Raw genomic sequence first — 23921 nt, forward strand, 5'->3', positions numbered from 1 at the left:
TGTGGATGCCATGCTGGAAATCTCCGAAAAATTCATCGAGGCCGATCCTTATCCATGGCCCTATAACGGCGCGCTCAGGCCCGACAACACAGCGCTGATCATCATCGACATGCAGACCGATTTCTGCGGTCCGGGCGGCTACGTCGATCACATGGGCTACGACCTGTCTCTGGTGCGCGCGCCGATCGAGCCGATCAAGTCGGTACTGTCAGTCATGCGGGCCAAGGGCTATACGATCATCCACACGCGCGAAGGCCACCGTCCGGACCTCGCCGACCTGCCCGCCAACAAGCGCTGGCGCTCGCGGCGCATCAATGCCGGCATTGGCGATCCCGGCCCATGCGGCCGCATCCTGGTGCGCGGCGAACCGGGCTGGGACATCATCCCCGACCTCTATCCGATCGAGGGCGAGCCGATCATCGACAAGCCCGGCAAGGGCTCGTTCTGCGCGACGGACCTTGAACTCATCCTCAACCAGCGCGGCATCGAGAACATCGTGCTGACCGGCATCACGACCGATGTGTGCGTGCACACCACCATGCGCGAGGCCAACGACCGCGGCTTCGAATGCGTGATGCTGGAGGATTGCTGCGGTGCCACCGACTACGGCAACCATCTCGCGGCGATCAAGATGATCAAGATGCAGGGCGGCGTTTTCGGCGCGGTGTCGAATTCCAAGACCTTCGTGGAGCAGTTGCCATGATCATCCCGCCGCCCGCCCCGCGCGAGAACAAGGCCGTCGGCGTCTCGACATTCGGCATGACCATGCGCTTCGGCGCCTTCACGGCGCTGGACGACGTGTCGATCAAGGTGCCGGCCGGCTCCTTCCACGCCCTGCTCGGCGAGAACGGCGCCGGCAAGTCGACGCTGGTGAAATGCATCATGGGTTTTTACCACCCGACCTCCGGCCAGATCATGGTCGACGGCAAGGAGGAGCCGATCGCCAGCCCGAAGGATGCTTCCGCGCTCGGGCTCGGCATGGTCTACCAGCATTTCACCCTCGTCCCGTCGCTGACCGGCGCGGAGAACCTCGTGATCTCGCGCGAGAACGTGCCGCGCGTCATCGACTGGGCCAACGAACGCAAGGCGCTCGCCACCTTCATGGAGACGATGCCGTTCAAGCTGCCGCTCGACGCCAAGGTGGCGGAGATGGCGGCGGGCGAGAAGCAGAAGCTCGAGATCATCAAGCAGCTCTATCTCGGCCGCAACTTCCTCGTGCTCGACGAGCCGACCTCGGTGCTGACTCCAGGCGAGGCGGAGGAGGTGCTGGGGCTGGTGCGCGGCATGACGGTGGCGGGCGACCTGACCGTGCTGATGATCAGCCACAAGTTCCATGAGGTAACATCCTTCGCCGACGATTTTACGGTCCTGCGCAAGGGCAGGATGACGGGTACGGGCAGGGTGTCAGAGCATGACCGGCAGGCCATGGCGGCGATGATGATCGGCGACCAGCCGATCGCCAAGCTCGACACGCGCACCCATTTCAACGGCTCGTCGAAGACGGTGCTGGCGGTGAAGGGGCTCAAGGCGCCCGACCGCACGGGTCTCAAGACCATCAACATCGCCGACCTCGACGTGAAGTCGGGCGAGATCGTCGGCATCGCCGGCATTTCCGGCAACGGCCAGAAGGAGTTTCTGGAGGTGCTGGCCGGCCAGCGCCCACGCGATGCGGGCGAGGTCAAGGTCAAGGGCGCGCCCTATGGCGCGAGCCGTGGCGAGGCGCGGGTGCTCAACGTGCGCTTCATCCCGGAAGAACCCCTGCGCAACGCCTGCGCGCCGAAAATGACCGTGGCCGAAAACATCGCCTTCCGTACTTTCGACCTCGGCAAGTCAGGCAAGCCGGTGAGGTGGGTGTCGGCCAGCGCCATCAAGGCCTATGCGGCGCAACTGGTTGCGCAGTTCAAGGTCAAGACCGCCTCGCTGGCCTCGCCGATCCAGTCGCTGTCGGGCGGCAACGTACAGCGTGCCGTGCTGGCGCGCGAACTCACCGGCGCGGTCGACCTGCTGATTGTCTCCAACCCGTGTTTCGGGCTGGATTTCTCGGCGGTGGCCGAAATTCGCGCCCGCATCATGAAGGCGCGCAATGCCGGTGCGGCGGTGCTGCTGATGTCGGAGGATCTCGACGAATTGCTGGAGCTCTCCGATCGAATCCTGGTCATGTCCGACGGCGCGCTGGTTTATGAAACGCCGATCGCAACGGCCAGCGTGCAGGCGATCGGCGAGCACATGGCGGGGCACCACTGATGGCAGAGATTCCAGCCGCACCATTCCCGTTCACCTTCGACCCGAAGTCCATGGCGCTGGTGGTCATCGACATGCAGCGCGATTTCGCCGAGCCCGGCGGCTTCGGCGCGAGCCTCGGCAACGACGTGTCGCGCGTCCAGAAGATCGTGCCGACGGTGAAGAAACTCATCGAGGGATTTCGCGCTGCCGGCCTGCCGGTGATCCACACGATGGAATGCCACCGGCCCGACCTTTCCGACCTGCCGCCCGCCAAGCGCGACCGCGGCAACCCCACAATCCGCATCGGCGACGAGGGTCCCATGGGCCGCGTTCTCATCGCCGGCGAGCCGGGCACGGCGATATTGGAGGAGCTAGCGCCGTTGCCCGGCGAGATCGTCATCGAAAAACCCGGCAAGGGCGCCTTCTATGCCACACCCTTCGGCGACGAGCTGAAGCGGCTCGGCGCGCGGCAGCTTGTCTTTGCCGGCGTTACCACGGAAGTCTGCGTGCAGACGACCATGCGCGAGGCCAACGACCGGGGTTATGAATGCCTGCTCGCCGAGGACGCCACGGAAAGCTATTTTCCGGAGTTCAAGGCGGCAGCGTTGGCGATGATCCGCGCCCAGGGCGCGATCGTCGGCTGGACCGCGACCACCGACGAGGTGCTTCAGGGAATAGCGGATGCCTAATCTGAGTTTTGCCGGCCTCATAAACGGAGGCTGGCGCGATCTGGCGTTCGAGCATTTTCGCGACGGGATCGGGGTGCACTGGCTGCTCAAGGGCGGCCCGGTCGAACCGTCGGTCGCGGTCCTGAAATACCAGCCCGGCGCCGGGGTGCCGCGACACCGGCATGCAGGGTTGGAGACGATCGTGGTGCTGGAGGGCATCCAGTCGGACGAGAATGGCGACTATGCCGCCGGCAGCGTGGTGCTCAACCCGGTGGGCACGGAACATTCCGTATGGACGGAAAATGGCTGCGTCGTGTTGATCCAGTGGGACCTGCCGGTGATCTTCGTGAGGGAGACGATATGATCGCGATTCGCCTCGACATCAGGAGCCTGCAGGAAGCCTATGCGGGCGGGCTTTCCGTTGAAGCCGCTATCGAGGCGGTTTTCGCCCGGCTGGAAGCCGTCGATGATCCCGGCATCTTCCTCCATCTCGCCGACAGGAAATCGTTGCTGGCCGAGGCCGGGGCGCTCGGCGCCTTCGATCCGGTTGCAAAACCGCTCTGGGGCGTTCCCTTCGCGGTGAAGGACAATATCGACGTCGCCGGCATGCCGACCACGGCCGCCTGCCCCGCCTTCGCCTACACACCGGACAAGGATGCGACCGTCGTGGCTCGGCTCAAGGCGGCCGGCGCTTTGGTGATCGGCAAGACCAATCTCGACCAGTTCGCCACCGGCCTCGTCGGCGTGCGTACGCCCTATCCGGTCCCGCGCAACGCCATCGATCCGGCGCTTGTACCCGGCGGCTCGTCCTCCGGGTCAGCCGTGGCCGTGGCGCAAGGCATCGTCTCCTTTGCGCTTGGCACCGACACGGCCGGCTCGGGACGCGTGCCGGCCGGCCTTAACAACATCGTCGGGCTGAAGCCGACCGTCGGCGCGCTGTCGACCACCGGCGTGGTGCCTGCCTGCCGGACCCTCGATTCCGTTTCGATCTTTGCGTTGACGGTCTACGATGCCTATTCGGTGTTTTCGGTGGCGGCGGCTCCCGACGCCTCGGACCCCTATTCGAAGACCGTGGCAGTCGCACCATTGGCACCCTGCCCGCCGGTCGTGACCGTCGGCGTCCCGGCACGCGCCGACCGGCAATTCTTCGGCGACGCGGCCATGGAAGCCGGCTTCGACGCCGCGCTCGCAAAACTCCAGTCGCTGGGCTGCCGTCTCGTCGAGATTCCCTTCGGCGATTTCTACGACACCGCCAATCTCCTCTATGAAGGCGCCTGGGTGGCGGAACGTTATGCGACGATTGCCGGCTTCATGGACGCGCATGAGGCTGAAATGCATCCGGTGACCGCAAAGATCATCGGCGGGGCGCGAAAACTCTCGGCGGCGGATGCGTTTCGCGGCCTCTACGCGCTGCAGGCCTACAAGGCCAAGCTGGCGCCGCTGATTGCCTCGGTCGACCTGATCTGCGTGCCGACCGCGCCGACGCACTACACGGTCGATGCGGTGCTGACCGACCCGGTCGTCACCAACAGCCGCAACGGCACCTACACCAATTTCGTCAACCTGCTCGACATGTGCGGCATTGCCGTACCTTCAGGCAAACGCTCGGACGGATTGCCGATGAGCGTCACGTTGCTCGCCGCTGCGGGCAAGGACGGGCTTGTCGCGTCGCTTGCCGAACAGGTGCATGCGCTGGCCGGCGTCCCGCTTGGCGGAACCGGCTGGCCGCTTCTCGCTGCACGGGAAAAACCAGCGGAGGCGGCCGACGGCATCGAACTGGCCGTCGTCGGCGCGCATCTCTCCGGCATGCCGCTGAACTGGCAGCTTCAGGACTTGGGCGCACGTTTCTGCCGGACGACGCGTACGGCGTCCTCGTACAAGCTTTACGCGCTGGCCGGCCAGAAAGTGGCCAAGCCCGGCCTTGTGCGCACCGCCGACGGCGGCGAATCCATCGAGGTCGAGATATGGCGTCTCGATCCCGCGTCGTTCGGGCGTTTCGTGGCAGCAGTCCCGGCGCCGCTCGGAATCGGAACCTTGGAGCTTGAGGACGGCGCGAACTGCAAGGGATTCCTTGTGGAAAGCGCTGGCCTGCGCGGTGCAATCGACATTTCCAGGTTCGGGGGCTGGCGTCGCTATGTCAGCGAGGTCCTCGCCGCCGCGTGAAAGAGAGTTGGAGACCAGCGGCCTTATCCCATCGACGATCTCCTTCCCACGCGGCTGGGGGAGGACTGCATCTTATGCGACTTTCGGGCCGATCGCCAAACGCCTTGCGTCCACATCGCGGCGGGCATACCCAAACCTTCTGCTAAAGACCAAGCCCCCCCTCTTACAGCCGCTCGGCGCGGACTTTCATGAACTGATACAAGATGTGGCGAACACGCCGAAGTCCCATGAGCCACTTTTGCTTCATCGCAATCTTCCATTCCGGGTTGGAGAAAGGGCCTTCCGGCGCCCCGTTCAGAACACCTGCGAGACCATGGCCATTCCGACCAGCGAGGTCGCGGCACCCGCCGCGCGGACCATTCCTGACCGGCCAGCGAGCTTGAGAGCCGACAGCGCGCCGGCCGCATGCAGGGCCGATGTGGCGACGACGAAACCGGCGGCGTAGGCGAGGCCGCTGGCGCTTTCCGGGATTTCGAGCCCGTGAGCGCTACCGTGGAAGAGCCCGAAGATGGCCGCGAGCGATGCGGTGGCCGCCAACGGCAGCGGCCTCGCCAGCGCCACCATGGCGCCGAAGACCACGAGCGACAGCGCGATGCCGGTCTCGATTGAGGGTAAGCCGACGCCGGCGATGCCGAACGCGGCGCCCGCCATCATGGCCAGCACAAACGCCGGCGGAACGACGAGAAATCCGATCCTGCCACTACGCGCCGCAATCATGCCGATGGCCACCATGGCAAGCAGGTGATCGACGCCGAACAGCGGATGTTCGAGACCCGCGAGCAGACCGTGGACGTGGTCGCCGCCGGGATGGGCGAATGCCGGCGAGGGCATCAGCGCCGCCGTGAGCGACAGCGCTGCCAAGGAGAGTTTTGAGGAGATTTTCATGATCGTACCTGTTTGATGAAACTGGTTTGGGTTTCCGGCATCAACGTCCGGGAACGGCAAATTGCGAGGCGGCGGAACGGTCGCCGAGCGCGCGAGCGGCGGCGAAGCCAAGTTGCCTTTGTTCCACGCCGTCGTGATAGACGAAGGCGAGCTTACGCCGGTGCGAGGTGAGCCGCGCCGGCAGCGGGTGATAGGCGACGCCGGCGCCACCGACGAGCGGCATGACCGCGCCGACATCGACCAGATCCTCGGTCTCGACCCGAAGCAGATGCAGCCGCGTTCCGTCGCCGGTTTCGCCGACGAATGGAATACCAGCCAGCCGCAGGAAGCTGGACGGGTCGGGCGCTCGTGCAAATCCTTCGAGGAAGGCCGTCTCGACCAGATCGAGATCGACAGTTCCCGGATCGACCGGCGCCTCCCTGGCTTGGTCGGGCGGCAGATGCGGCGTCTGCCACTGCAGCGGCTTGCCCGCAGGCCCATTGTGGCCGGGCGAGTGAGGATGGTGGTGGCCGTTCGTTCCATGATGGTGGTGATGGCCGTCATGGTCGTGATGGTGATGATGATCGTCGTGCATGGCTAAAAACTCACCGGCTTGTCGATGATCGCCTTGTGCTTGCCGAGATTGCCGTGGGCGACCATCGAGCCAAGCGCCTCGACGACGACGCGCACGCCGAACAGCGCCGTGATGTCGGACGTGTCGTAGGGCGGCGAGACCTCCACCACTTCCAACCCGCATATGCCGGGCGCAGTGACCAGTCCGAGCAGCTTCAGCGCCTCGCGCGGCAGGAAACCGCCAGGCTCCGGCCAGCCCGTGCCCGGCACGAAACCGCAATCGAGGCTGTCGACGTCGAAGGAGATGTAGACGGCGTCGGTGCCCTTCCAGGCAAGCTCAAGTGCGACTTCGGCCGCCTTTTCAAGGCCCATCTGCTCGATGTCGGAAATGGTGAGCACATTGGTGCCGCGCTTGCGTGCCTCGGCAACGCCGTAGCGCGGAACCTGCCAGCCACCGATGCCGAGCTGCACGAGGTTGGTTGCCGAGACGTTCGGCAAATTGGTCGCCCAGTACCAGGGCGTGGTGTGCATGCGCTCGTCGAGGTCCTTTTCCTGGATGTCGATGTGGCGGTCGAAATGGATGATGCCGATCTTTTTGGAGGTGACGTCGGCGATGCCGCGAACGCAGGGGAAGCCGATCGAATGGTCGCCGCCCAGCATGATCGGCAGCGCGCCGGACGAGGCAACATGGCTGACGCCCTTGGTGATCTGGTCGAAGCTTTTCTCGAGATTGGCTGGGATGGTGAAGACGTCGCCGGCGTCGCACAGCGTCATTTGCTCGCGCAGGTCGACGCCGAGCTCGTAATTGTACGGCGTGTAGAGCGCGGAGATGCGGCGTATGCCTTGCGGCCCGAAGCGGGTTCCGGGGCGGTAGGTGGTGCCGCTGTCGAAAGGGATGCCCATGACAGCGGCGTCATATTTGCCGACGTCGCGGACATTCTCGACATAGGGCGCCTTCAGGAAAGTGTTGATGCCGGCAAAATGCGGCAGCTCCCCGCGCGCAAAAGTCGGGATCGATTTGTCGACGATGGAGTCCGAACCCGGCAGGCCCATGTCGAGCGCCCATTGCTGCTCCTTGCGCCAGCCGCTTTCGGGCAATTTCCCCTCGGCCTCGATCGACTTCCAGCCCTGGGTGCCGCGGGCGTCGAAATCGGGATGGTGGAAGCGCTGCATCGGCTCGCGGGCGAAAAAACCCGCGCGGCGGTGGCCGCGTTCCGGAATGTTTCTGGGCATTTCAAAGTCTCCCTTGCGGCGCCGTCGCCGCATCGGCGGTTTTCAGCCGGGCCGTCCCGACCATCGCGGCCACTTCGGCCACGTCCTTTTGGGAAGCCCGGTTCTTGCGGTCGAGCTTCAGATCGTAGGTGATCGTCGCGCCATAGGCCGACGGGAATTGCGGATCGTGGCGCACCTTGTCGAAGACCAGCACGCGGGTGCCGAGCTTGAACGCCTCTGCGATGTCGTGGGTGACCATGACCACCGTCATGCCGTGCTCGGTCCACAATTCGGTGAGCAACTCGTGCATCTCGACGCGGATGCCGGGATCGAGCGCCCCGAACGGTTCGTCGAGAAGCAGGATTTTGGGACGCCCGAGAAGCGTCTGGGCGATGGCCAGCCGCTGCTGCATGCCGCCCGACAGCGACGCCGGATAGAGATCGCGGACGTGGGCGAGGCCGACGCGCTCCAGCATGATCTCGGCCTCCCGGCGCGCCTCTTTGCGCCGGACGCCGAAAACGCGGCCGAACGGTCCGCCGGAACGGAAATCCTCGACCAGCATCAGGTTCTGCAGGGCGGTCAGATGCGGAAACACCGAATAGCGCTGGAAGACTATGCCGCGCTGCGGCGTCGGCTGCGGCACGATCGGCCGGTCGTCGACCACGATCACACCGCCGCTCTGCTGCTCCTGGCCGAGCAGGATGCGCAGGAAGGTCGATTTCCCGCAGCCGCTGGCCCCGACCAGCGACAGGAATTCACCCGTTTCGGCGGTGACACTGACCCGCTCCAGCACGCGGGCGTCGCCGTAGTTCTTCTCAAGCGCATGGACGACGATGCGGCTCATTTGCCCACCGGATGCGCCCAGGGGGAGATCGCGCGGGAAAGCCGCACCAGCAGCCAGTCGGTGATGACGGCAAGCAGCGTGATCCAGGCGACGTAGGGAAGAATGATGTCCATCGACAGATAGCGGCGGACCAGGAAGATGCGGTAGCCGAGGCCCTCTGTTGAAGCGATGGCTTCGGCGGCGATGAGAAACAGCCAGGCCGGCCCGAGCGCCAGGCGCACGCAGGTGATGAGGCGCGGCATGACCTGCGGCAGCACGAGCCGCAGCACCATGGTCCAGCTGTTGCCGCCCAGCGTCTGCGCCTTGGCGACGAGTTCGGCCGGCAGTTCCATGACCCGGTTGGCGATGTCGCGCACCATGACCGGCGCGACGCCGACGGCGATCAGCGTGATCTTCGCCGTCTCGCCAAGGCCGAGCGCGATGAACAGGATCGGCAGCAGGGCCAGCGGCGGGATGACGCAGACGACGGTGACGAACGGCAGCAGGAAGGCCTTTACGCGCGGAATGAAGCCGATGGCGATACCCAGCGTCAGCGCCGCGAGCGTTGCGATCCCCACGCCGGCGAACAGCCTCAGCAGGCTCGCATAGGTGTCGACCCACAGGATGAGGTCGCCGGAGCGCTTGTCGGGAACCGTGGCAAGCTCGAGAAACGTCCGCCACATCTGGGCCGGCGACGGCAGCAGCTTGTCGTTCGGGTTGACCGACAGCCTCTCGCCCGACGCGAGCAGATAGGCGATCGCCACGGCGAGGAACGGCAGGGCGCCGAGAAACAGCGCCGCGCCGCGCGACACCTTGGCATTGACCAGCCGCAGCCGGACTTTTGGCCGGTGCACTGGCAAGGGCTCCTCGGGCCTGCCGGCGTCGACCACCGCTCCCATCGCGCCGGATCCCCTGGACAGCATGCCGCGCCCGCCGCCTCAGAGCTTCCCGCCCGCCGCCTCCGCCATATAGGCCGGGTCGAACCGCAGCTTGATATTGTCGGCGTCGCCCAGCGTCGAGCCGTCGGGGAAGCTCATGCCGACCATGTCTACACTGGTTGCATTGGTGCCGAGGATGCCGTGGTCGAACAGGAAGTTGCGGACGAGGTCCATGGTCTTCGGCAGCTCCGGGCTTTTGGTGAAATCGACCGCCTTGGCGGCTTCGAAGAACATCTGCGTCGAGGCAAGCTGCGCGTCGAAGCCGGCGAGGTCGGTACCGGAAGCCTTCGCCATCTCCTCCTTGGCCGCCTGGCCTTCCGGCGAGCCTGATTTCATCAGGCCCATGACTTCGTACCACGCGCCGGCCAGCGCCTTGCCCAGCGCCGGATTGTCCTTCAGCGTCTCGGTGTTGACGACCATCATGTCGATGATCTCGCCGGGGATCTGCGACGAATCGAAAACCTTGCTGGCGCCCGGCATTGCGAGAATCTCGGAGACGAGGGGATTCCAGGTGACGACCGACGTGACGTCGGCGGTGCCATAGGCCGCGACCATGTCGGCATCCGAGGTGTTCACCACCGTGATGTCCTTCTCGGCGAGCTTGACGGTCTCCAGCGCCCGCGCCAGCAGGTAGTGCGAGACGGAAAGCTCGACGAGATTGACCTTCTGGCCGGCAATGTCGGCCAGCGCGGACTTGTCCTTGAGGATCACCGCGTCATTGCCGTTGGAGAAATCGCCGATGATCAGCGCCGTGGTGTCGACGCCGCCGCCGGCCGGGATCGACAGGGCGTCCATGTTGGTCATCGAGCAGCCGTCGAAACCGCCGGCCGTGTACTGGTTGATCGACTCGACATAGTCGTTGATGCGGGTAATCTCGACATTGATCCCGTATTTGTCGGCCCATTTCTTCATGATGCCGCTGTCGGAGAGATAGCCCCAGGGCATCCAGCCGACATAGATCGACCAGCAGATCTTGAAGTCTTTCTTGGGCGCCGCGTCGGCGGCGGAAACGATGGGAAGGCTGAGCGAGGCGGCGAGGACGATACCGGCCAGTTTGCGAAGCATTCACGTACCCCTGTTCGCGGTCCGGGTTGCGCCCGGACTGTTGTTTGGGGTTTACGGAGCGCGCAACCGGGAGGAGGTTCGCGCCAGCAAACCCGTGCAGGGTTCTCCCGGGATTTTGGCCCGCCGTGTTCCGCCGGATGCCTCGATGCACCTTCGGCGGTCGCATCTCTTGGACCAGCACCGCATGATCGCGGCCGGAACCCTAGACGCTCTGCACGTCAGATAAAAAGCAAGACGTATGCCAGACGCGAATCTCGGGGTTGTCAGGCCATACTGGCCTGGAAATCGGATGGAACCGCTGCGCCGGTGACAAAAGATTGGTCTTGGCGCCTGAAGATTGGGCAGCGCTGCCGTATCGAGAGGGATTCACCAGCAAAAAGTGCGACCCGCTTTGGGCATCAACGCTTTGTTTCCAGAACCTCGACGCGCGCAAAATTTTCGAACAGGCCTGAGTAGGGCTTGCTGACCGGGGAGGCATACGAACCGCGCTTGCTAGTCGATAGGCCAAGCGCGACCAGTGCCTCGGCCTGCCTGACGGCAGCCCCTACCCCTTCGACCACCGGCAGGCCATAGCGGTGCTGGTAGGATGCGGCGAGGTCGGCCATGCCGGCGCAGCCGAGCACGATTGCCTCAGCCTTGTCCTCTTCGATTGCCCGTTCGATCTCCGCCTCCAGCTTGCGCGTGGCGCCTGACGAGGGGTCTTCGAGCGAAAGGACCGGAATGTCTGCGGCTCGCACCTTTGCGCGCTCCGCCATGCCGTAGCGGCGCACCAGATGCTCGATCGGCACGCGCGAGCGCTCCATCGTCGTTACCACCGTGAAACGCTGCGCGACGAAGGCGGCGAGCGACAGAGCCGCCTCACAGATGCCGACTACGGGAATTTTTGCCATGGCGCGGGCAGCGTCTAGGCCGGTGTCATCAAAGCAGGCGATAACGGCGGCCTGCGCACCCGCGCGCTCGCCTCTTGCGATCTCCAGCAGAAGACCGGGCACGGCGAACACCTCGTCGTAGTACCCCTCAATGGAGACCGGCCCCATCGTCGATGTGACTGCGTCGACAGTTGTCCCCGGCGAGGCGGCCAGGCACGCCGCCGCGTCGATCTTTTCAGTCATTGAGGCCGTGGTGTTCGGGTTGACGACGAGAAGATGCACGGAACGGCTGCCTGCGGTGGGATTTTGCGCGGTGAAACGTGTCAGGCCCGGGCCTGTCGGCGCCCGACATAGACGATTGCGCCCAGCGTGCCGCCGATGACCAGGAACGAGAAGACCGTGGTCACCGTGCCCAGCGCATATAGCACCGGTGTGGTGACGTTGGTCGTCATGCCGTAGATTTCCAGCGGCAGCGTATTGAAGGAGCCGGCCGTCATCAGCGTGCGCGCGAATTCGTCATAGGACAGGGTGAAGCCGAACAGGCCGACGCCGATGAGGCTCGGCGCGATGATCGGCAGCACGACGTGGTAGAAGGTCTGCCAGGCATTGGCGCCGAGATCGCGTGCGGCCTCCTCGTAGGAAGGCGAGAAACGGTTGAACACCGCGAACATGATCAACACGCCGAACGGAAGCGTCCAGGTGAGGTGCGCGCCGAAAGCGGACGTATACCAGGCGGGCTGGAATCCGAGCTGCTGGAAGACAACGCCAATGCCGAGGCTGATGATGATCGACGGCACCACCAGGCTAGCCACGGCAAGGTAGAACAGGGCGCTTGATCCCCGGAATTTTCGGCGGAAGGCCAGGCCCGCCAGCAGCGAGACGACGACGGTGACCACCATCACCATCAGCCCGAGCACCAGCGAACGGCGAAAACTGCCGCCGAAATCGCCCACCGCCTGCTTCTCGAACAGGTTGAAGAACCAGTGCAACGACACGCCGTTCAGCGGAAATGTCAGGCCGCCATTCTCGCCCTGAAAAGACAGGATCAGGATCGCCGACAACGGTCCGTAGAGGAACAGCACGAACAGCACGAAGAAAGCCGTCAGCACGAAGAATTCGAGAGTGCGGGTCTCGCGGTTCATGCTCAGAGTTCCTTGCGGATGTCGACGATGCGCAGGATGCCGGCGACCATCAGCAGCACCAGCACGAGCAGCACCACCGCGTTGGCGGCGGCGGCGGGATATTGCAGCAGCGACATCTGGTTCTTCATCATCAGTGCCACCGAAGCACTCTGGCCGCCCGACATGACCTGAACGGTCGAGAAGTCGGCCATCACCAGCGTGACGACGAAGATCGTGCCGATCGCCATGCCGGGTTTGGCCAGCGGCAGGATGACGGTCCACAGGATCTGCCAGCCGCTGGCGCCGCAGTCGCGCGCCGCCTCGATCAGGGAACGGTCGATGCGCATCAGCGTGTTGAAGATCGGCGTCACCATGAACAGCGTGTAGAGGTGGACCATCGCCAGCACGACGGCGAAATCCGAATAAAGCAGCCATTCGATCGGCTGCGGAACGATGCCAATCTGCACGAGCGTCGAGTTGACCAAGCCATTGCGCCCGAGCACCGGGATCCAGGAAATCATACGGATGATGTTTGAGGTGAGGAACGGCACCGTGCAGACCAGGAACAGCACCATCTGCATGGCCGAGGTGCGGATGTGGAAGGCTAGGTAATAGGCGACCCAGAAGCCGGTGAAGAGGGTCAGCACCCAGACGATCGCCGCGAATTTCAGGGTGTTCAGATAGGTCTTCCACGTCACCCAGGAGCCTAGCGTATCGGTGTAGTTGAAGGTGACGAAATCCGGATAGAGGCCGGCGAAGTCATAATCCCAGAAGCTGACGACGGCGATCATCAGGATCGGCGCCAGCAGGAACGCGCCGAGGATGATGGCCAGCGGCGCGGCCTGGAGGTAGGAGGCGATGCCGGCGAACGATATCGGCGGCTTCGGCTTGCGCTCCGCTGCGGCGATGGTGACGGGCTGTTCCAGGGCGATTGCCATGCCTCGGCTCTCCGTTGGCGAGCCCGGCGCCCTGCCTTCTCCCCTTGTGGGAAGTCCGCTGGGCGGCCGGGCGAAGCGAGGTCGGCACTACGCCGCGATAAACTCGTTCCAGCGCTTCACCATGTAGCGGTCCTCGTCCATGACCGAGTTCCAGCAGGCGACCTTGCCCATGCGCTCCTCGAAGGAGCCGCCGTCGCGCACCGCTCCGGCCTTTTCCATGACCTTGCCGTCGGGGGAAAGGATGTCGCCCTTGGCCGCCTTGCCCTCGATCCAGAAACCCCATTCGTCCTCGGACATGAATTTCTTGGCGGTCTCCATGGCAGCGGAGTAGTAGCCCTGCCGGTTGAGATAGCCGCCGACCCAGCCAGAGGTGTACCAGTTGATGTATTCGTAAGCCGCGTCGAGCTGCGCGCCCGACAGATGCGAGGCGAGGCCGAGACCGCCGCCCCAAGAGCGATAGCCTTCCTTGAGCGGCTGGTATTTGCAGGCAATGCCCTTGGAGCGGACGGCGGCGACGGCCGGCGACCACATGGACTGGATGACGACTTCGCCGGATGCCATCAGGTTGACGCTCTCGTCGAACGACTTCCAGAAGGCGCGGAACTGGCCGTCCTGCTTGGCCTTGATCAGGAAGTCGATCGTCTTGTCGATCTCCTCCTTGGTCATGTTGCCCTTGTCGACGTATTTGATGTTGCCCATGGCCTCCATGATCATGGCGGCGTCCATGATGCCGATCGACGGGATGTTGAGGATCGAGGTCTTGCCCTTGAAGGCGGGGTCCATGATGTCGGCCCAGGTGGTGATCTCGCGGCCGACGAGATCGGGTCGGATGCCCAGTGTATCGGCGTTGTAGATGGTCGGCACCATGGTGAAATAGCCGGTCTCGCTCTTGGCGAAAGTCTTGTCGCCGGGCTTCTCGACATAGCCGACCGTGTGCGGCGCGGTGCCCTGGGCGATGACGCTGTCGGGCGTCAGCTTGCCGGTTTTGAACAGCGGCACGATCTGGTCGTAATATTTGAGCTTCGCGGTCTCCATCGGCTGGATCACGCCGGTCGGGTAGACCTTCTTCAGGATCCAGTATTCGATGTCGGCGATGTCGTAGGAGTTCGGCTGGGTGACGGCGCGCTGGGCAGCGGCATCGGAATCGGTCGCTGTCATCTCCAGCGTGATGCCGAGGTCTTCCTTGCACTTGTCGGCGATGGCGTTGAGGTTCGACACGCCGGTACCAAACTGGCGCAGCGTGATCGGGTTCTGCGCCCAGATCGTTGGAAAGCCGGTGATCGCGCCCGATCCGGCCGCTAGACCGGCGGCCGCCGCCCCTGTCTTGAGAAACGTGCGGCGCGAGAGTCCTGAATTGCGTGTCGCTTTCATGGTTTTTCCCCTGTTGTCATTGCTGTTTCGAGATCAAGAACCGAGGCGGCCGAGAATGATGGCGTCCTCCGCGTCCCACGAAAGCGGCACGGCGTCGCCGACCGCGGCGGGTGCGGCGAAAAAGGCCCCCTCGGGCATGATGGCGGTGAAGTCGCTGAAACCCGCGCCGGACAGCAGGAGCTTCACGGTCGAACCGCGATACTCGACGTTGGAGACGATGCCGGTGAAACCCAGTCCCTTGTCGGTCGCCTCGCCGATGCGGATGCGGTCGGTGCGGATGCCGATGTCGACATTTTCTCCGGGCTCGCGCTTGTCGCCGGTGGCGGCGAAGGTGCCCCCTCCCGGTATTTCGACCGTAAGCAAACCGTCGGCATAGTCGCCCGCCTTGCCGGAAATGACGTTGTGGTCGCCCATGAAGCGGGCGACGAATGCCGTCGCCGGCCGCCGAAAGACGGTTCGCGGATCGGCGGCCTGCTCGATGCGGCCGTCATTCATGACGACGATCAGGTCGGCCAGCGCCATCGCTTCTTCCTGGCTGTGGGTGACATGCACGAAGGTGATGCCGAGCGAGGTCTGCAGGCGCTTCAGTTCGGCGCGCATGCGGATCTTCAGGAACGGATCGAGCGCCGACAGCGGCTCGTCGAGCAGCAGCGCTTCCGGATCGGTGATCAGGGCGCGGGCCAACGCGACGCGCTGCTGCTGGCCCCCGGAAAGCTGCGCCGGTCGTCGCGACGAATAGGCCTCCATCTGCATCAGCCGGAGCATTTCCATCGCCTTGCGCCGACGCTCATCCTTCTCGACGCCCTTCATGCGCAGGCTGAAGGCGACGTTGTCGATGAGGTCGAGATGCGGAAACAGCGCGTAGGACTGGAACATCATTGCTGTGCCGCGCCTGGCGGGCGGCAGGTCGGTGACCACCGTGTTGCCCAGTCGCACGTCTCCCGACGAGATGCTTTCGTGGCCGGCGATCATGCGCAACGTCGAGGTCTTGCCACAGCCGGAAGGTCCTAGCAGGCAACAATAAGTGCTGGCCGGGATTTTCAGGCTGATCGCGTCGACCGCAGTCGTGCTGCCATAGATCTTCGATACCGAGACGATGTCGATTTCGGCGGCTTTGGACATTCTGCACCTCTGTCTTGCAACAGGGAATGCATCATGCGTGCCAACCGGCGTTGGGCTTTTAACGATTTGAATTAGTGGCGTTTATGACTCTGCCGAAAATTAGGCAGTCTTTTTCGTTGCACAAAATATAGGCATTTGTTCTCGAAATGAGCGAGAATCGTATGCAATCATGGGCTGTTTCGAACGCAAAATTGCTCTGGCCAGACCTGATTTTCAGGCTACAAAGGAGCCATGAACCTCGCCGCCGAATTCCGTGTCGATCGGCTGCCCGATGACCGCGCGCAGGCCATCCGCGACCGCCTGCGCGACGCAATCATCGACCGCCGCCTGACGCCAGGCGCGAAACTTTCGGAAGCCGAGGTCGGAACGCTGTTCGACGTCAGCCGCACGATCGCCCGTTCGGCCTTGCAGATGCTGACCTTCGAAGGCCTCGTGCGCACGGAGCGCAACCGCGGCGCTTTCGTCGCTAACCCGTCTCCCGAAGAGGCCAAACAGGTCTTCGCGTCGCGCCGGCTGATCGAGCCCGGCATCACCACGACGGCGTGCGAGACGATCGACGCGCGGGCGATCGCCGAATTCAACGCCCAGCTGGATCGCGAGGAACTCTATCTGGCCGCGCGCGGCCCCGACGCGCGCCGCGCCGAAATCAAGGCGTCCGGCGACTTCCACCTTCTGCTGGCCACTGTCGCCGGTAACCAGATCCTGCTGCGCTTCATGGAAGAGCTTGTGGCGCGATCCTCGCTGGTGATCGCCCTCTATGGCCGCTCCGGCGTCTCGGCCTGCGGCCATTCCGAGCATCGGGAGATTGTCGACGCGCTGGAAGCCCGCGACGTGAAACGGGCGACGGCGCTGATCGTCAGGCATATCGATCATATCGAGGCGGATCTGGAACTGCGCTCGCGTCCGGCGCAAAGCCTGCGCGACGTTTTTTCGGCGAGCTGAGCGTCAGCGCTCCCGGTTCCTGTGCCTACGGCATTTGAGGTTGAATCCTGACCGGGCAGCGGGTCGCGCCTTGAAGCAAAAACCGTTCGGATATGCTCAGGCCGCCAGATGGCATCGCAACAGCGCGCTACCGATCTCGCGGCTTTCCGGGACCGCCGTGCGGCATAGGTCGGTCGCCAGCGCGCAGCGAGGGTTGTAGGCGCAACCTGGCGGCGGATCGATCGGACTGGGAAGATCGATGTCCGAGGAAATACGGTCGCGCCGAGGATTGTCGAGGTCAGGCACCGTCTCCAACAGGAACTTGGTGTAAGGGTGGCGCGGGCGCTCGAACAGGTCGTCCGTCGGTGCCTGCTCGACGATGCGGCCGAGATACATCACGCCGACCCGGTCCGAGACGTGACGCACGGCGGCGAGATTGTGGCTGATGAACAGATAAGTCAGGTCGAGTTCGCGCTGGAGATCCTTAAGCAGGTTGAGAATCTGCGCCTGCACCGAAACGTCGAGCGCCGAGGTCGGTTCGTCGCAGATCAGGAACTCGGGCTCGGCGGCCAGTGCGCGGGCAATCGAGATACGCTGGCGCTGGCCACCGGAGAATTCATGCGGGAACCGGCCGGCGTCACGGTCGGAGAGGCCGACGGTGGCAAGTAACTGCCTGACGCGGTTTTGCGTTTCCGCGCCGGCGCGGCGCAAACCCATATGGATAATGGGTTCGGCGATGATGTCGCCGACCCGCCAGCGCGGATTGAGGCTGGCGAAGGGGTCCTGAAAGATCATCTGGGTCCGGACATGGCCGTCGCGCCCAGCACCGTTGGCGAAGGACATCGTGCCGCGCGTCGGCGCGTAGAGCCCGACCACCATGCGCGCAAGCGTCGACTTGCCGCAGCCCGATTCGCCGACAATGGCGAAGGTGGTGCCGCGCGGGATGACGAAGCTCAGCCCGTCCACCGCCTTCAGTGTGCGCCTCGGCTTGCGAAGCACGGCCCGGTCGAACCAGGACGGCGAGACGTCGAACCAGCAGGCGATATCCTGGACCTCTAGGGTCGGTCGCGCAAGCGCATTCATCAGGCGGCGTCCTCCATCTCCGCCGCCAGCCTCCAGCAGGCGGCGGACACCCGGCCCCTTGTGACGAAGGACGGCTGGCTCGTCCGGCAGAGCGGCTGGGTGGAGCCGCAGCGTGGATGGAAGGCGCAGCCTTCCGGCATTGCGTTGAGGCGCGGCATCGCGCCGTCGATCTGGACCAGCCGATCGTGGCGGGAGGAGAGGCTGGGAATGGAGCCGATTAGGCCGCGCGTATAGGGATGGCGGGGCCGGTGGATGATTTCGTCGACGGGGCCAATCTCGACGATGCGGCCGGCATACATGACCGCGACACGGTCGGCGGTCTCGGCGATCACGCCCATGTCGTGGGTGACCAGCATGACGGCGGTGCCCCGGTCGCGGCAGATGCGCTTCAACAAAGCGGTGATCTGCGCCTGGATCGACACGTCGAGCGCCGTCGTCGGTTCGTCGGCGACGACCAGTTCCGGTTCGCCCGCGAGCGCAAGGGCGATGACCACGCGCTGGCGCATGCCCCCCGAAAACTGGTGCGGATATTGCTGGACCCGAAGTTCCGGCGACGGGATGCCGACTTCGCCCAGCAGGTCGATTGCGCGCTTGGCCGCGTCGGCACGGCTGAGCGGCAGATGGCAGCGGATGGTCTCGACCAGTTGGTCGCCGACCGTTAGCAAGGGGTTGAGCGAGGTCAGCGGGTCCTGGAAGATCGCGCCAATGGTCTTGCCGCGCAGCGCCATCAGGTCCCGCCGGGGCAGATTGTCGATCCGGCGACCGCCAACCCTGATCTCGCCGCCGGCAACGCGGCCGGGCGGCTCAAGCAGGCCGATGACGGCGGCGCCTGTCAAGGATTTGCCGGCACCCGACTCGCCTACAACGCCAAGAATCTCGCCGCAACCGATCTCGAGCGAAACACCGCGTATTGCCGTCAACACGCCGCGCCGGGTCGGGAACTCGACGACGAGGTTGCGGATTTCGAGAACCGGAGTGTTTTCGGGTGCGGCGCTCATCGGTTCAGTCCACTTCGAACAGGGCCGCGCCATTGCGGGCGACGACCTTGCCGCGCTTCATCGTCAGCGGGCGGAGGCGGCGCGAGACGACCGCCTCGGCAAGCGTTTCACCGTCGATCAGCACGAGGTCGGCGGTGTCGCCGGCGGCTAGGCCATATCGCTCAACGTTCATCGCCTTAGCGCCTCCGACCGTCACGACTTCCACGGCACGCCGAATGTCGGCATCGCGATCGAGGTCGTTGCGCATGCCCAAGAAGATGGCACGTTCGAGCATGTCGGCGTTCCCATAAGGACTCCAGCAATCGCGGATGCCGTCGGAACCCGAGCAGACGGTGATGCCGGCGTCGAGCGTGCGAATCAGCGGCGGGCACGGGTAGCCGGCGGGACCGGTCGTCATGATGTGGATGCCTGCCTCCGCCAGGTCGTCGAGCAGGCGGCCGATGGCGAGATAGTCGTTGTGGCCGAGGCAGAAGGCATGGCTGACGGTGACCTTGCCGGCCATCGCGTGGGCGCGGGTGCGGTCGATGATCAGCCGCATCGAGAAGGCGCCAAGTTCGCCGAGTTCATGCAGGTGGATGTCGATCGGCTTGCCGTGCTTTTCCGCCAGACCGAAGATCACGTTGAGATGCCCCTTGGGATCGAGGTCCATGGAACAGGGATCGAGCCCGCCGACGACTTCGGCGCCGAGCGACAGCGCCTCGTCCATCAGTTCCCTGGTGCCTTGCCGGATCAGCATGCCCGATTGCGGGAAGGCGACGATCTCCAGATCGATGACGTCGGCGTATTTTTCCCGCGTCGCCATAACGCCTTCGACGCCCTTCAGGCCGTGCTCGGTGTCGATGTCGACATGGCTGCGGATATGGGTCGAGCCATTTGCTACCGACAGCGCGACCTGGCGGGCGGATTGACGGGCGGGATCGAGTCCGAGGCGGGCCTTGGAATTTCGCTCGTTGGTGATCTTCTCGACCAGCGTCGACCCGACGGCGTTCGGGTTCCAGGGCATGCCGTAGAGCGTCTTGTCGAGATGGGTATGCGCCTCAACGAAACCGGGCAGCAGGATCGCGCCTTCGCCGTCGATGATCTTGGCGCCGTTCGGCTGTGCGACGGCGCTGACCGACCTGATGCGGCCTGCCTCGATGGTCACGTCCGTCGCGGTCTCGCCCCATGGACGCACATTCTTCAAAATGATCGTTTCGGACATCGGCATACCTTTCAACGGAGTTTGGGGTTCAGCGCATCGCGCAGCCAGTCGCCGAGCAGATTGACGGCGAGGATGATCAGGCTGAGCTGCAGCGCCGGGAAAAGCACGATCCACCAGCTTCCCGAGAAGAAATACTGGTTGCCGATGCGGATCAGCGTGCCGAGCGAGGGCTGCGTGATCGGCATGCCGACGCCGAGGAATGACAGCGTCGCCTCGGCGAGGATGGCGAGACCGAGGTTGAGCGTCGCGGTGACCAGCACGGCAGTCATGACGTTGGGCAGGATATGGGCCGTCATGATGCGGTGCGAAGGCAGTTTCAGGATGCGCGCCGCAAGCACATATTCCTTCCTGGCCTCGACCATTGTGGAAGCGCGCACGATGCGCGCATATTGCACCCATGAGGTGATCGCGATCGACAGGGTGAGGATCGCCGGCGTGAAGACGTCCCGCAGCGAGACCGGCAGCAATTCGCGGAAGATCGCGCTGACCAGGATGGCGACGAGGAGCGTCGGGATCGACAGGACGAGATCGCCGACGCGCATCAGGAAATTGTCGAGTTTTCCGCCGAAATAGCCGGCCGTAAGCCCGACAGAGATGCCGATCAGCACCGAGACGATCACACTGGCAACGCCGATTAGCAGCGAGATGCGCGAGCCATAGAGGATGGCGGAAAAGATGTCGCGTCCCTGCACGTCGGTGCCGAGCAGATAAGGCATCTCGCCATATTCGGTCCAGGCCGGCGGCAGCTCGGCCTTGTCCAGGTAAAGCTGCGTGAGGTCGAAGGGGTCCTGCGGCGAGAGCAGCGGGGCGGCGAGCGCCGACAGTGCGATCAGCAACAGCACCGCCGCCGAGATCACGGCCGATGGCGTGTGCAGGAAACCGTGGACGAGATCGCCGTCCAGGAACGCCTTGAGCCTTGCGAAGCGTGGCATAGGCGGCGCGGAGGCGTCTACTTCAACGTCAGCGGCCATGACCGCCTCCGGACGCACCCGCCTGGCGCAACCGTGGGTCGACCGCGAGATAGAGAAAATCGACGATGGTGTTCAGCGTGATGAAGATCACCGAGACGATCATCAGGTAGGCCGCCATCACCGGAATGTCGATGAACATGACGGCCTGGACAAACAGCAGGCCCATGCCCGCCACTGGAAGACCGTTTCGGTCACCAGGGCGAAGGCGATGAGATCGCCGATCAGCATGCCCGTCATGGTGACGACCGGCATCATGCAGTTCTTTAGCGCATGGCGGAAATGCACGAGCCGGTCAGGCAGCCCCCTTGCCCGAGCGAACTTGATGTAGTCGGTGCGCAGAACCTCCAGCATCTCGGCCGTGACCAGCCGCATGATGAATGATATCTGGAAGAGCGCCAGCGACGTGGCCGGCATGATCAGCGCGAGCCTGCCGGAGGGTGTCAGCAGCCCCGTCGACCAGGGTCCGATCTGGACAACCTCACCCCGGCCGAAAGCCGGCAACCAGCCGAGCTGGACCGAGAAGACGAGGATGAGCACGATGCCGATGACAAAAGCCGGGATCGAGACGCCGATCATCGAGATCGCACGCGCGACCCGCGACAGGGCGTTCTTCGGATTGATCGCTGCGAAGACACCGAGCGGAATGCCGATCACCAGCGCCAGTATCGTCGCGATCAGCACCAGTTCGAAAGTTGCCGGGAAGCGCTCGGCGATCAATGACATGACCTCGCGCTGGTTGCGGTAGGATATGCCGAAATCGCCCTGCACCGCGCGGCTGACGAAGGTGAAGAACTGCATCACCACCGGCTGGTCGAGACCGAGGCGCACACGCAGGGCGTCGCGCTCCTCCTGGGTAGCCTGCGCGTTGAGCATGAGCTGGACCGGGTCGCCCAGGAACTGGAAGATGACGAAGGCGATGAAGGCAACGACGAGCATGACCAGCGCGGCGTTGCCGATGCGCTTCGTGACGATGGCGATCACTGCTGCCTCCTGATCCGTGCTGGAGCTCAACGGGGAGCGTCGGGCCATCCGGCCCGAAGCTTGCGAAGCATGTTCCGTGCCTGTCCGGGCGGCGCGGCGGTCACTTCATCGTGGTCAGCCAGTGGCGCGGCTTGTTGTCGGTGAGCTGCACAAGGCTCTCGACCTTCGGACCGGTCGCCCATGCCATCGGCTGCTGGTGCAGCGGCAGGAAGGCGATGTCGTCCTTGATCTTCATCAGCGCCTCGCTCTGGAAGTCGAGGCGCTTCTCCCGGTCGAGTTCCTTGCCGGCATTGTCGATCAGCGCGTCAACTTCCGGATAGGTCCAGCCTCCCCAGTTGAACACGCCCGACGTGCCGGTCTTGGAATGCACGACCTGGACGAGGATCGAATAGCTGTCGATCATCGGCTCGTTGGCCCAGCCGAGGATGCCGACATCGAACTTGCCGCTTTCGAACTTTGCCGTCTGCAGGCTGGTCGGCGCCACGTCGAGCGTCGCCTTCAGTCCAACCCGCGCCCACATGGACGACACTGCCTGGCAGATCTCCTCCTCGTTCACGTAGCCGTCGTTTTCGCAGACGAAGGAGAAGGTGAAGCCATCCGGATAACCGGCCTCGGCCAGCAGCTTCTTCGCTGCCTCGGGATCGTAGGGAAGACGCGAGTCCAGTTCCTCGACATAACCGGGGATGGCGGGGGCGACCATCGAACCGGTGTTGCGCGACAGGCCGCGCATCACGCGCTTCTGCAGTGCGTCGATGTCGATCGCCTGGTACATCGCCTGGCGCACCTTGATGTCGTTCATCGGGTTCTTGTCGGTGACATCGGAGGCGATGGTCTTGTCGGTGCGGTTGAAGACGAAAAACACCGTGCGCAGCTCGTTGCTCGCCAACACCTTGATATCGCTCGATGCCTGCAGGCGCGGAATGTCCTGCAGCGGCGCCGAATTGGTGAAATCGATCTCGCCGGAGAGAAGTGCCGCGACGCGCGTCGCCGCCGAGGCGATGGGCGTGAAGACGATCTTGTCGATGTTGTGCCGCGGCTTGTCCCACCAGGACTTGTTGACCTTGAAGACCGTCTCGGCGTCAGGTTTGCGCGACACGATCTTGAAGGGGCCGGTGCCGTTGGCGTGCGCGGTGGCAAAACCCTCGACGCCCTTGCCGACATCGGTCGGCGCCTCGGCCTTGTTGGCGACCAGCCATTCCTTGTCGAAGATGACGATGTTGGTGAGGTCGTTGAGCAGCAGCGGATAATTCGGCGTCGTCGTGATCTCGACCGTGTGGTCGTCGATCTTGGTCGCCCCCTGATAGGCCGGCAGGTTGCCGCGCAGCGGGGACGCCGGATCGGAAACGCGGGTCAGCGAGGCAAGCACGTCGTCGGCGGTGAACGGCGCGCCGTCATGGAAGGTCACGCCCTCGCGCAGATGGAAACGCCAGACGGTCGGCGAGACGATCTCCCACGAGGTGGCAAGCGCCGGCGCGATCTGCAGCTTGTCGTCATAGCGGACCAGGCCTTCATAAACATGGTTGAGCACGGCGATCGTGAAGGTATCGCCATAGGAATAGGGGTCCAGCGAGACCACGTCACGCTGCGCACCCCACTTTAGAGCGTTCTCCGCGGACGCGGAAAACGCGGTGAGCGTCAGGACGGCGAGGGCCGCCACGGACGACTTCAAAAGCGATTTCATTTGAGCCTCTCCATTGTTGTCCGGGACGGTCCGGATGATTGACTGCACTGCCAAGCCGTTAGGCGTTTCCTTCGATTGCACCGATTTTAGGCGGCTTCTGATTATTTAATGTGCAATCTGTATCCACTTGATTTA

Annotated in this window: 22 protein-coding genes, 1 pseudogene and 1 riboswitch; of the genes and pseudogenes, 6 read left to right on the top strand and 17 right to left on the bottom strand. The window is 64.1% G+C overall.

Features of this window, described 5'->3' with window-relative positions; all coding sequences use genetic code 11:
- Positions 1–10: 10 nt before the first annotated feature.
- From ACH196_RS06990 to atzF, 5 genes are read left to right on the top strand one after another with little or no spacing between them, the layout of a single operon-like run.
- Complete coding sequence (locus tag ACH196_RS06990) at positions 11–703, top strand: cysteine hydrolase family protein (RefSeq protein WP_396646278.1); 693 nt, start codon at positions 11–13, stop codon at positions 701–703.
- The gene (locus ACH196_RS06995; RefSeq protein ID WP_396646072.1) at positions 700–2244 is read left to right on the top strand and encodes an ABC transporter ATP-binding protein; all 1545 of its coding nucleotides are present in this window, start codon (positions 700–702) and stop codon (positions 2242–2244) included. The genes ACH196_RS06990 and ACH196_RS06995 overlap by 4 nt, the downstream gene beginning before the upstream one ends.
- Positions 2244–2912 carry a cysteine hydrolase family protein gene (locus tag ACH196_RS07000; RefSeq protein WP_396646073.1) on the top strand — a complete coding sequence of 223 codons (669 nt, stop codon included), beginning with the start codon at positions 2244–2246 and terminating at the stop codon, positions 2910–2912. Before ACH196_RS06995 ends, ACH196_RS07000 begins: the two co-directional genes overlap by 1 nt.
- A complete protein-coding gene (locus ACH196_RS07005) occupies positions 2905–3255 on the top strand; it encodes a cupin domain-containing protein (RefSeq protein WP_396646074.1) in 351 nt (116 codons plus the stop codon). Before ACH196_RS07000 ends, ACH196_RS07005 begins: the two co-directional genes overlap by 8 nt.
- Positions 3252–5054 (top strand): allophanate hydrolase, encoded by a 1803-nt coding sequence (atzF, locus tag ACH196_RS07010; protein WP_396646076.1) that lies wholly within the window; start codon positions 3252–3254, stop codon positions 5052–5054. Before ACH196_RS07005 ends, atzF begins: the two co-directional genes overlap by 4 nt.
- Positions 5055–5348: 294 nt before the next feature.
- Here atzF and ACH196_RS07015 read toward each other — a convergent pair whose 3' ends face one another.
- From ACH196_RS07015 to ACH196_RS07065, 11 genes are all read right to left on the bottom strand, one after another.
- Positions 5349–5939 (bottom strand): HupE/UreJ family protein, encoded by a 591-nt coding sequence (locus tag ACH196_RS07015; RefSeq protein ID WP_396646077.1) that lies wholly within the window; start codon positions 5937–5939, stop codon positions 5349–5351.
- A gap of 40 nt (positions 5940–5979) precedes the next feature.
- Positions 5980–6513 carry a hypothetical protein gene (locus ACH196_RS07020; protein ID WP_396646078.1) on the bottom strand — a complete coding sequence of 178 codons (534 nt, stop codon included), beginning with the start codon at positions 6511–6513 and terminating at the stop codon, positions 5980–5982.
- Positions 6514–6515: 2 nt separating this feature from the next.
- Positions 6516–7724, bottom strand: a complete 1209-nt coding sequence (locus tag ACH196_RS07025; RefSeq protein WP_396646079.1) for an agmatinase family protein — start codon at positions 7722–7724, stop codon at positions 6516–6518.
- A 1-nt stretch (position 7725) separates the two neighbouring features.
- Positions 7726–8547, bottom strand: a complete 822-nt coding sequence (locus tag ACH196_RS07030) for an ATP-binding cassette domain-containing protein (RefSeq protein ID WP_396646080.1) — start codon at positions 8545–8547, stop codon at positions 7726–7728.
- Entirely contained in the window at positions 8544–9359 is an 816-nt protein-coding gene (locus ACH196_RS07035) for an ABC transporter permease (RefSeq protein WP_396646280.1), read from the bottom strand. Before ACH196_RS07035 ends, ACH196_RS07030 begins: the two co-directional genes overlap by 4 nt.
- Before the next feature lie 105 nt (positions 9360–9464).
- Entirely contained in the window at positions 9465–10529 is a 1065-nt protein-coding gene (locus ACH196_RS07040; RefSeq protein WP_396646081.1) for a putative urea ABC transporter substrate-binding protein, read from the bottom strand.
- Positions 10530–10631: 102 nt separating this feature from the next.
- Positions 10632–10746, bottom strand: a riboswitch (guanidine-I (ykkC/yxkD leader).
- Positions 10747–10927: 181 nt separating this feature from the next.
- Entirely contained in the window at positions 10928–11680 is a 753-nt protein-coding gene (locus tag ACH196_RS07045) for an aspartate/glutamate racemase family protein (RefSeq protein ID WP_396646082.1), read from the bottom strand.
- A gap of 41 nt (positions 11681–11721) precedes the next feature.
- Complete coding sequence (locus ACH196_RS07050) at positions 11722–12540, bottom strand: ABC transporter permease (RefSeq protein WP_396646083.1); 819 nt, start codon at positions 12538–12540, stop codon at positions 11722–11724.
- A gap of 2 nt (positions 12541–12542) precedes the next feature.
- Entirely contained in the window at positions 12543–13457 is a 915-nt protein-coding gene (locus tag ACH196_RS07055) for an ABC transporter permease (RefSeq protein WP_396646085.1), read from the bottom strand.
- An 87-nt stretch (positions 13458–13544) separates the two neighbouring features.
- Positions 13545–14828 (bottom strand): PotD/PotF family extracellular solute-binding protein, encoded by a 1284-nt coding sequence (locus tag ACH196_RS07060; protein ID WP_396646087.1) that lies wholly within the window; start codon positions 14826–14828, stop codon positions 13545–13547.
- Between the two features lie 33 nt (positions 14829–14861).
- Positions 14862–15950: an ABC transporter ATP-binding protein gene (locus tag ACH196_RS07065; protein WP_396646088.1), complete on the bottom strand. Its 1089-nt coding sequence runs from the start codon at positions 15948–15950 to the stop codon at positions 14862–14864.
- Positions 15951–16181: 231 nt separating this feature from the next.
- Here ACH196_RS07065 and ACH196_RS07070 point away from each other — a divergent pair, with 231 nt between their 5' ends.
- Positions 16182–16892, top strand: a complete 711-nt coding sequence (locus ACH196_RS07070; protein WP_396646089.1) for a GntR family transcriptional regulator — start codon at positions 16182–16184, stop codon at positions 16890–16892.
- A gap of 96 nt (positions 16893–16988) precedes the next feature.
- On the opposite strand, the gene ACH196_RS07075 is transcribed toward ACH196_RS07070, so the two are convergent.
- The 6 genes and pseudogenes from ACH196_RS07075 to ACH196_RS07100 all read right to left on the bottom strand — a co-directional run bounded on the left by ACH196_RS07075 (position 16989) and on the right by ACH196_RS07100 (position 23786).
- Positions 16989–17954 carry an ABC transporter ATP-binding protein gene (locus ACH196_RS07075; protein WP_396646090.1) on the bottom strand — a complete coding sequence of 322 codons (966 nt, stop codon included), beginning with the start codon at positions 17952–17954 and terminating at the stop codon, positions 16989–16991.
- Complete coding sequence (locus ACH196_RS07080; protein ID WP_396646092.1) at positions 17954–18952, bottom strand: ABC transporter ATP-binding protein; 999 nt, start codon at positions 18950–18952, stop codon at positions 17954–17956. The genes ACH196_RS07075 and ACH196_RS07080 overlap by 1 nt, the downstream gene beginning before the upstream one ends.
- Positions 18953–18956: 4 nt before the next feature.
- Positions 18957–20153: an amidohydrolase family protein gene (locus tag ACH196_RS07085; RefSeq protein WP_396646094.1), complete on the bottom strand. Its 1197-nt coding sequence runs from the start codon at positions 20151–20153 to the stop codon at positions 18957–18959.
- A gap of 11 nt (positions 20154–20164) precedes the next feature.
- Entirely contained in the window at positions 20165–21124 is a 960-nt protein-coding gene (locus ACH196_RS07090) for an ABC transporter permease (RefSeq protein WP_396646096.1), read from the bottom strand.
- Positions 21114–22105 (bottom strand): annotated as a pseudogene (locus tag ACH196_RS07095) (ABC transporter permease). The gene ACH196_RS07090 and the pseudogene ACH196_RS07095 overlap by 11 nt, the downstream one beginning before the upstream one ends.
- Before the next feature lie 100 nt (positions 22106–22205).
- Positions 22206–23786 (bottom strand): ABC transporter substrate-binding protein, encoded by a 1581-nt coding sequence (locus ACH196_RS07100; protein ID WP_396646097.1) that lies wholly within the window; start codon positions 23784–23786, stop codon positions 22206–22208.
- Positions 23787–23921: the final 135 nt, after the last annotated feature.

It is taken from the genome of Mesorhizobium sp. IMUNJ 23232 (assembly GCF_044326205.1).
GTDB lineage: Bacteria > Pseudomonadota > Alphaproteobacteria > Rhizobiales > Rhizobiaceae > Kumtagia.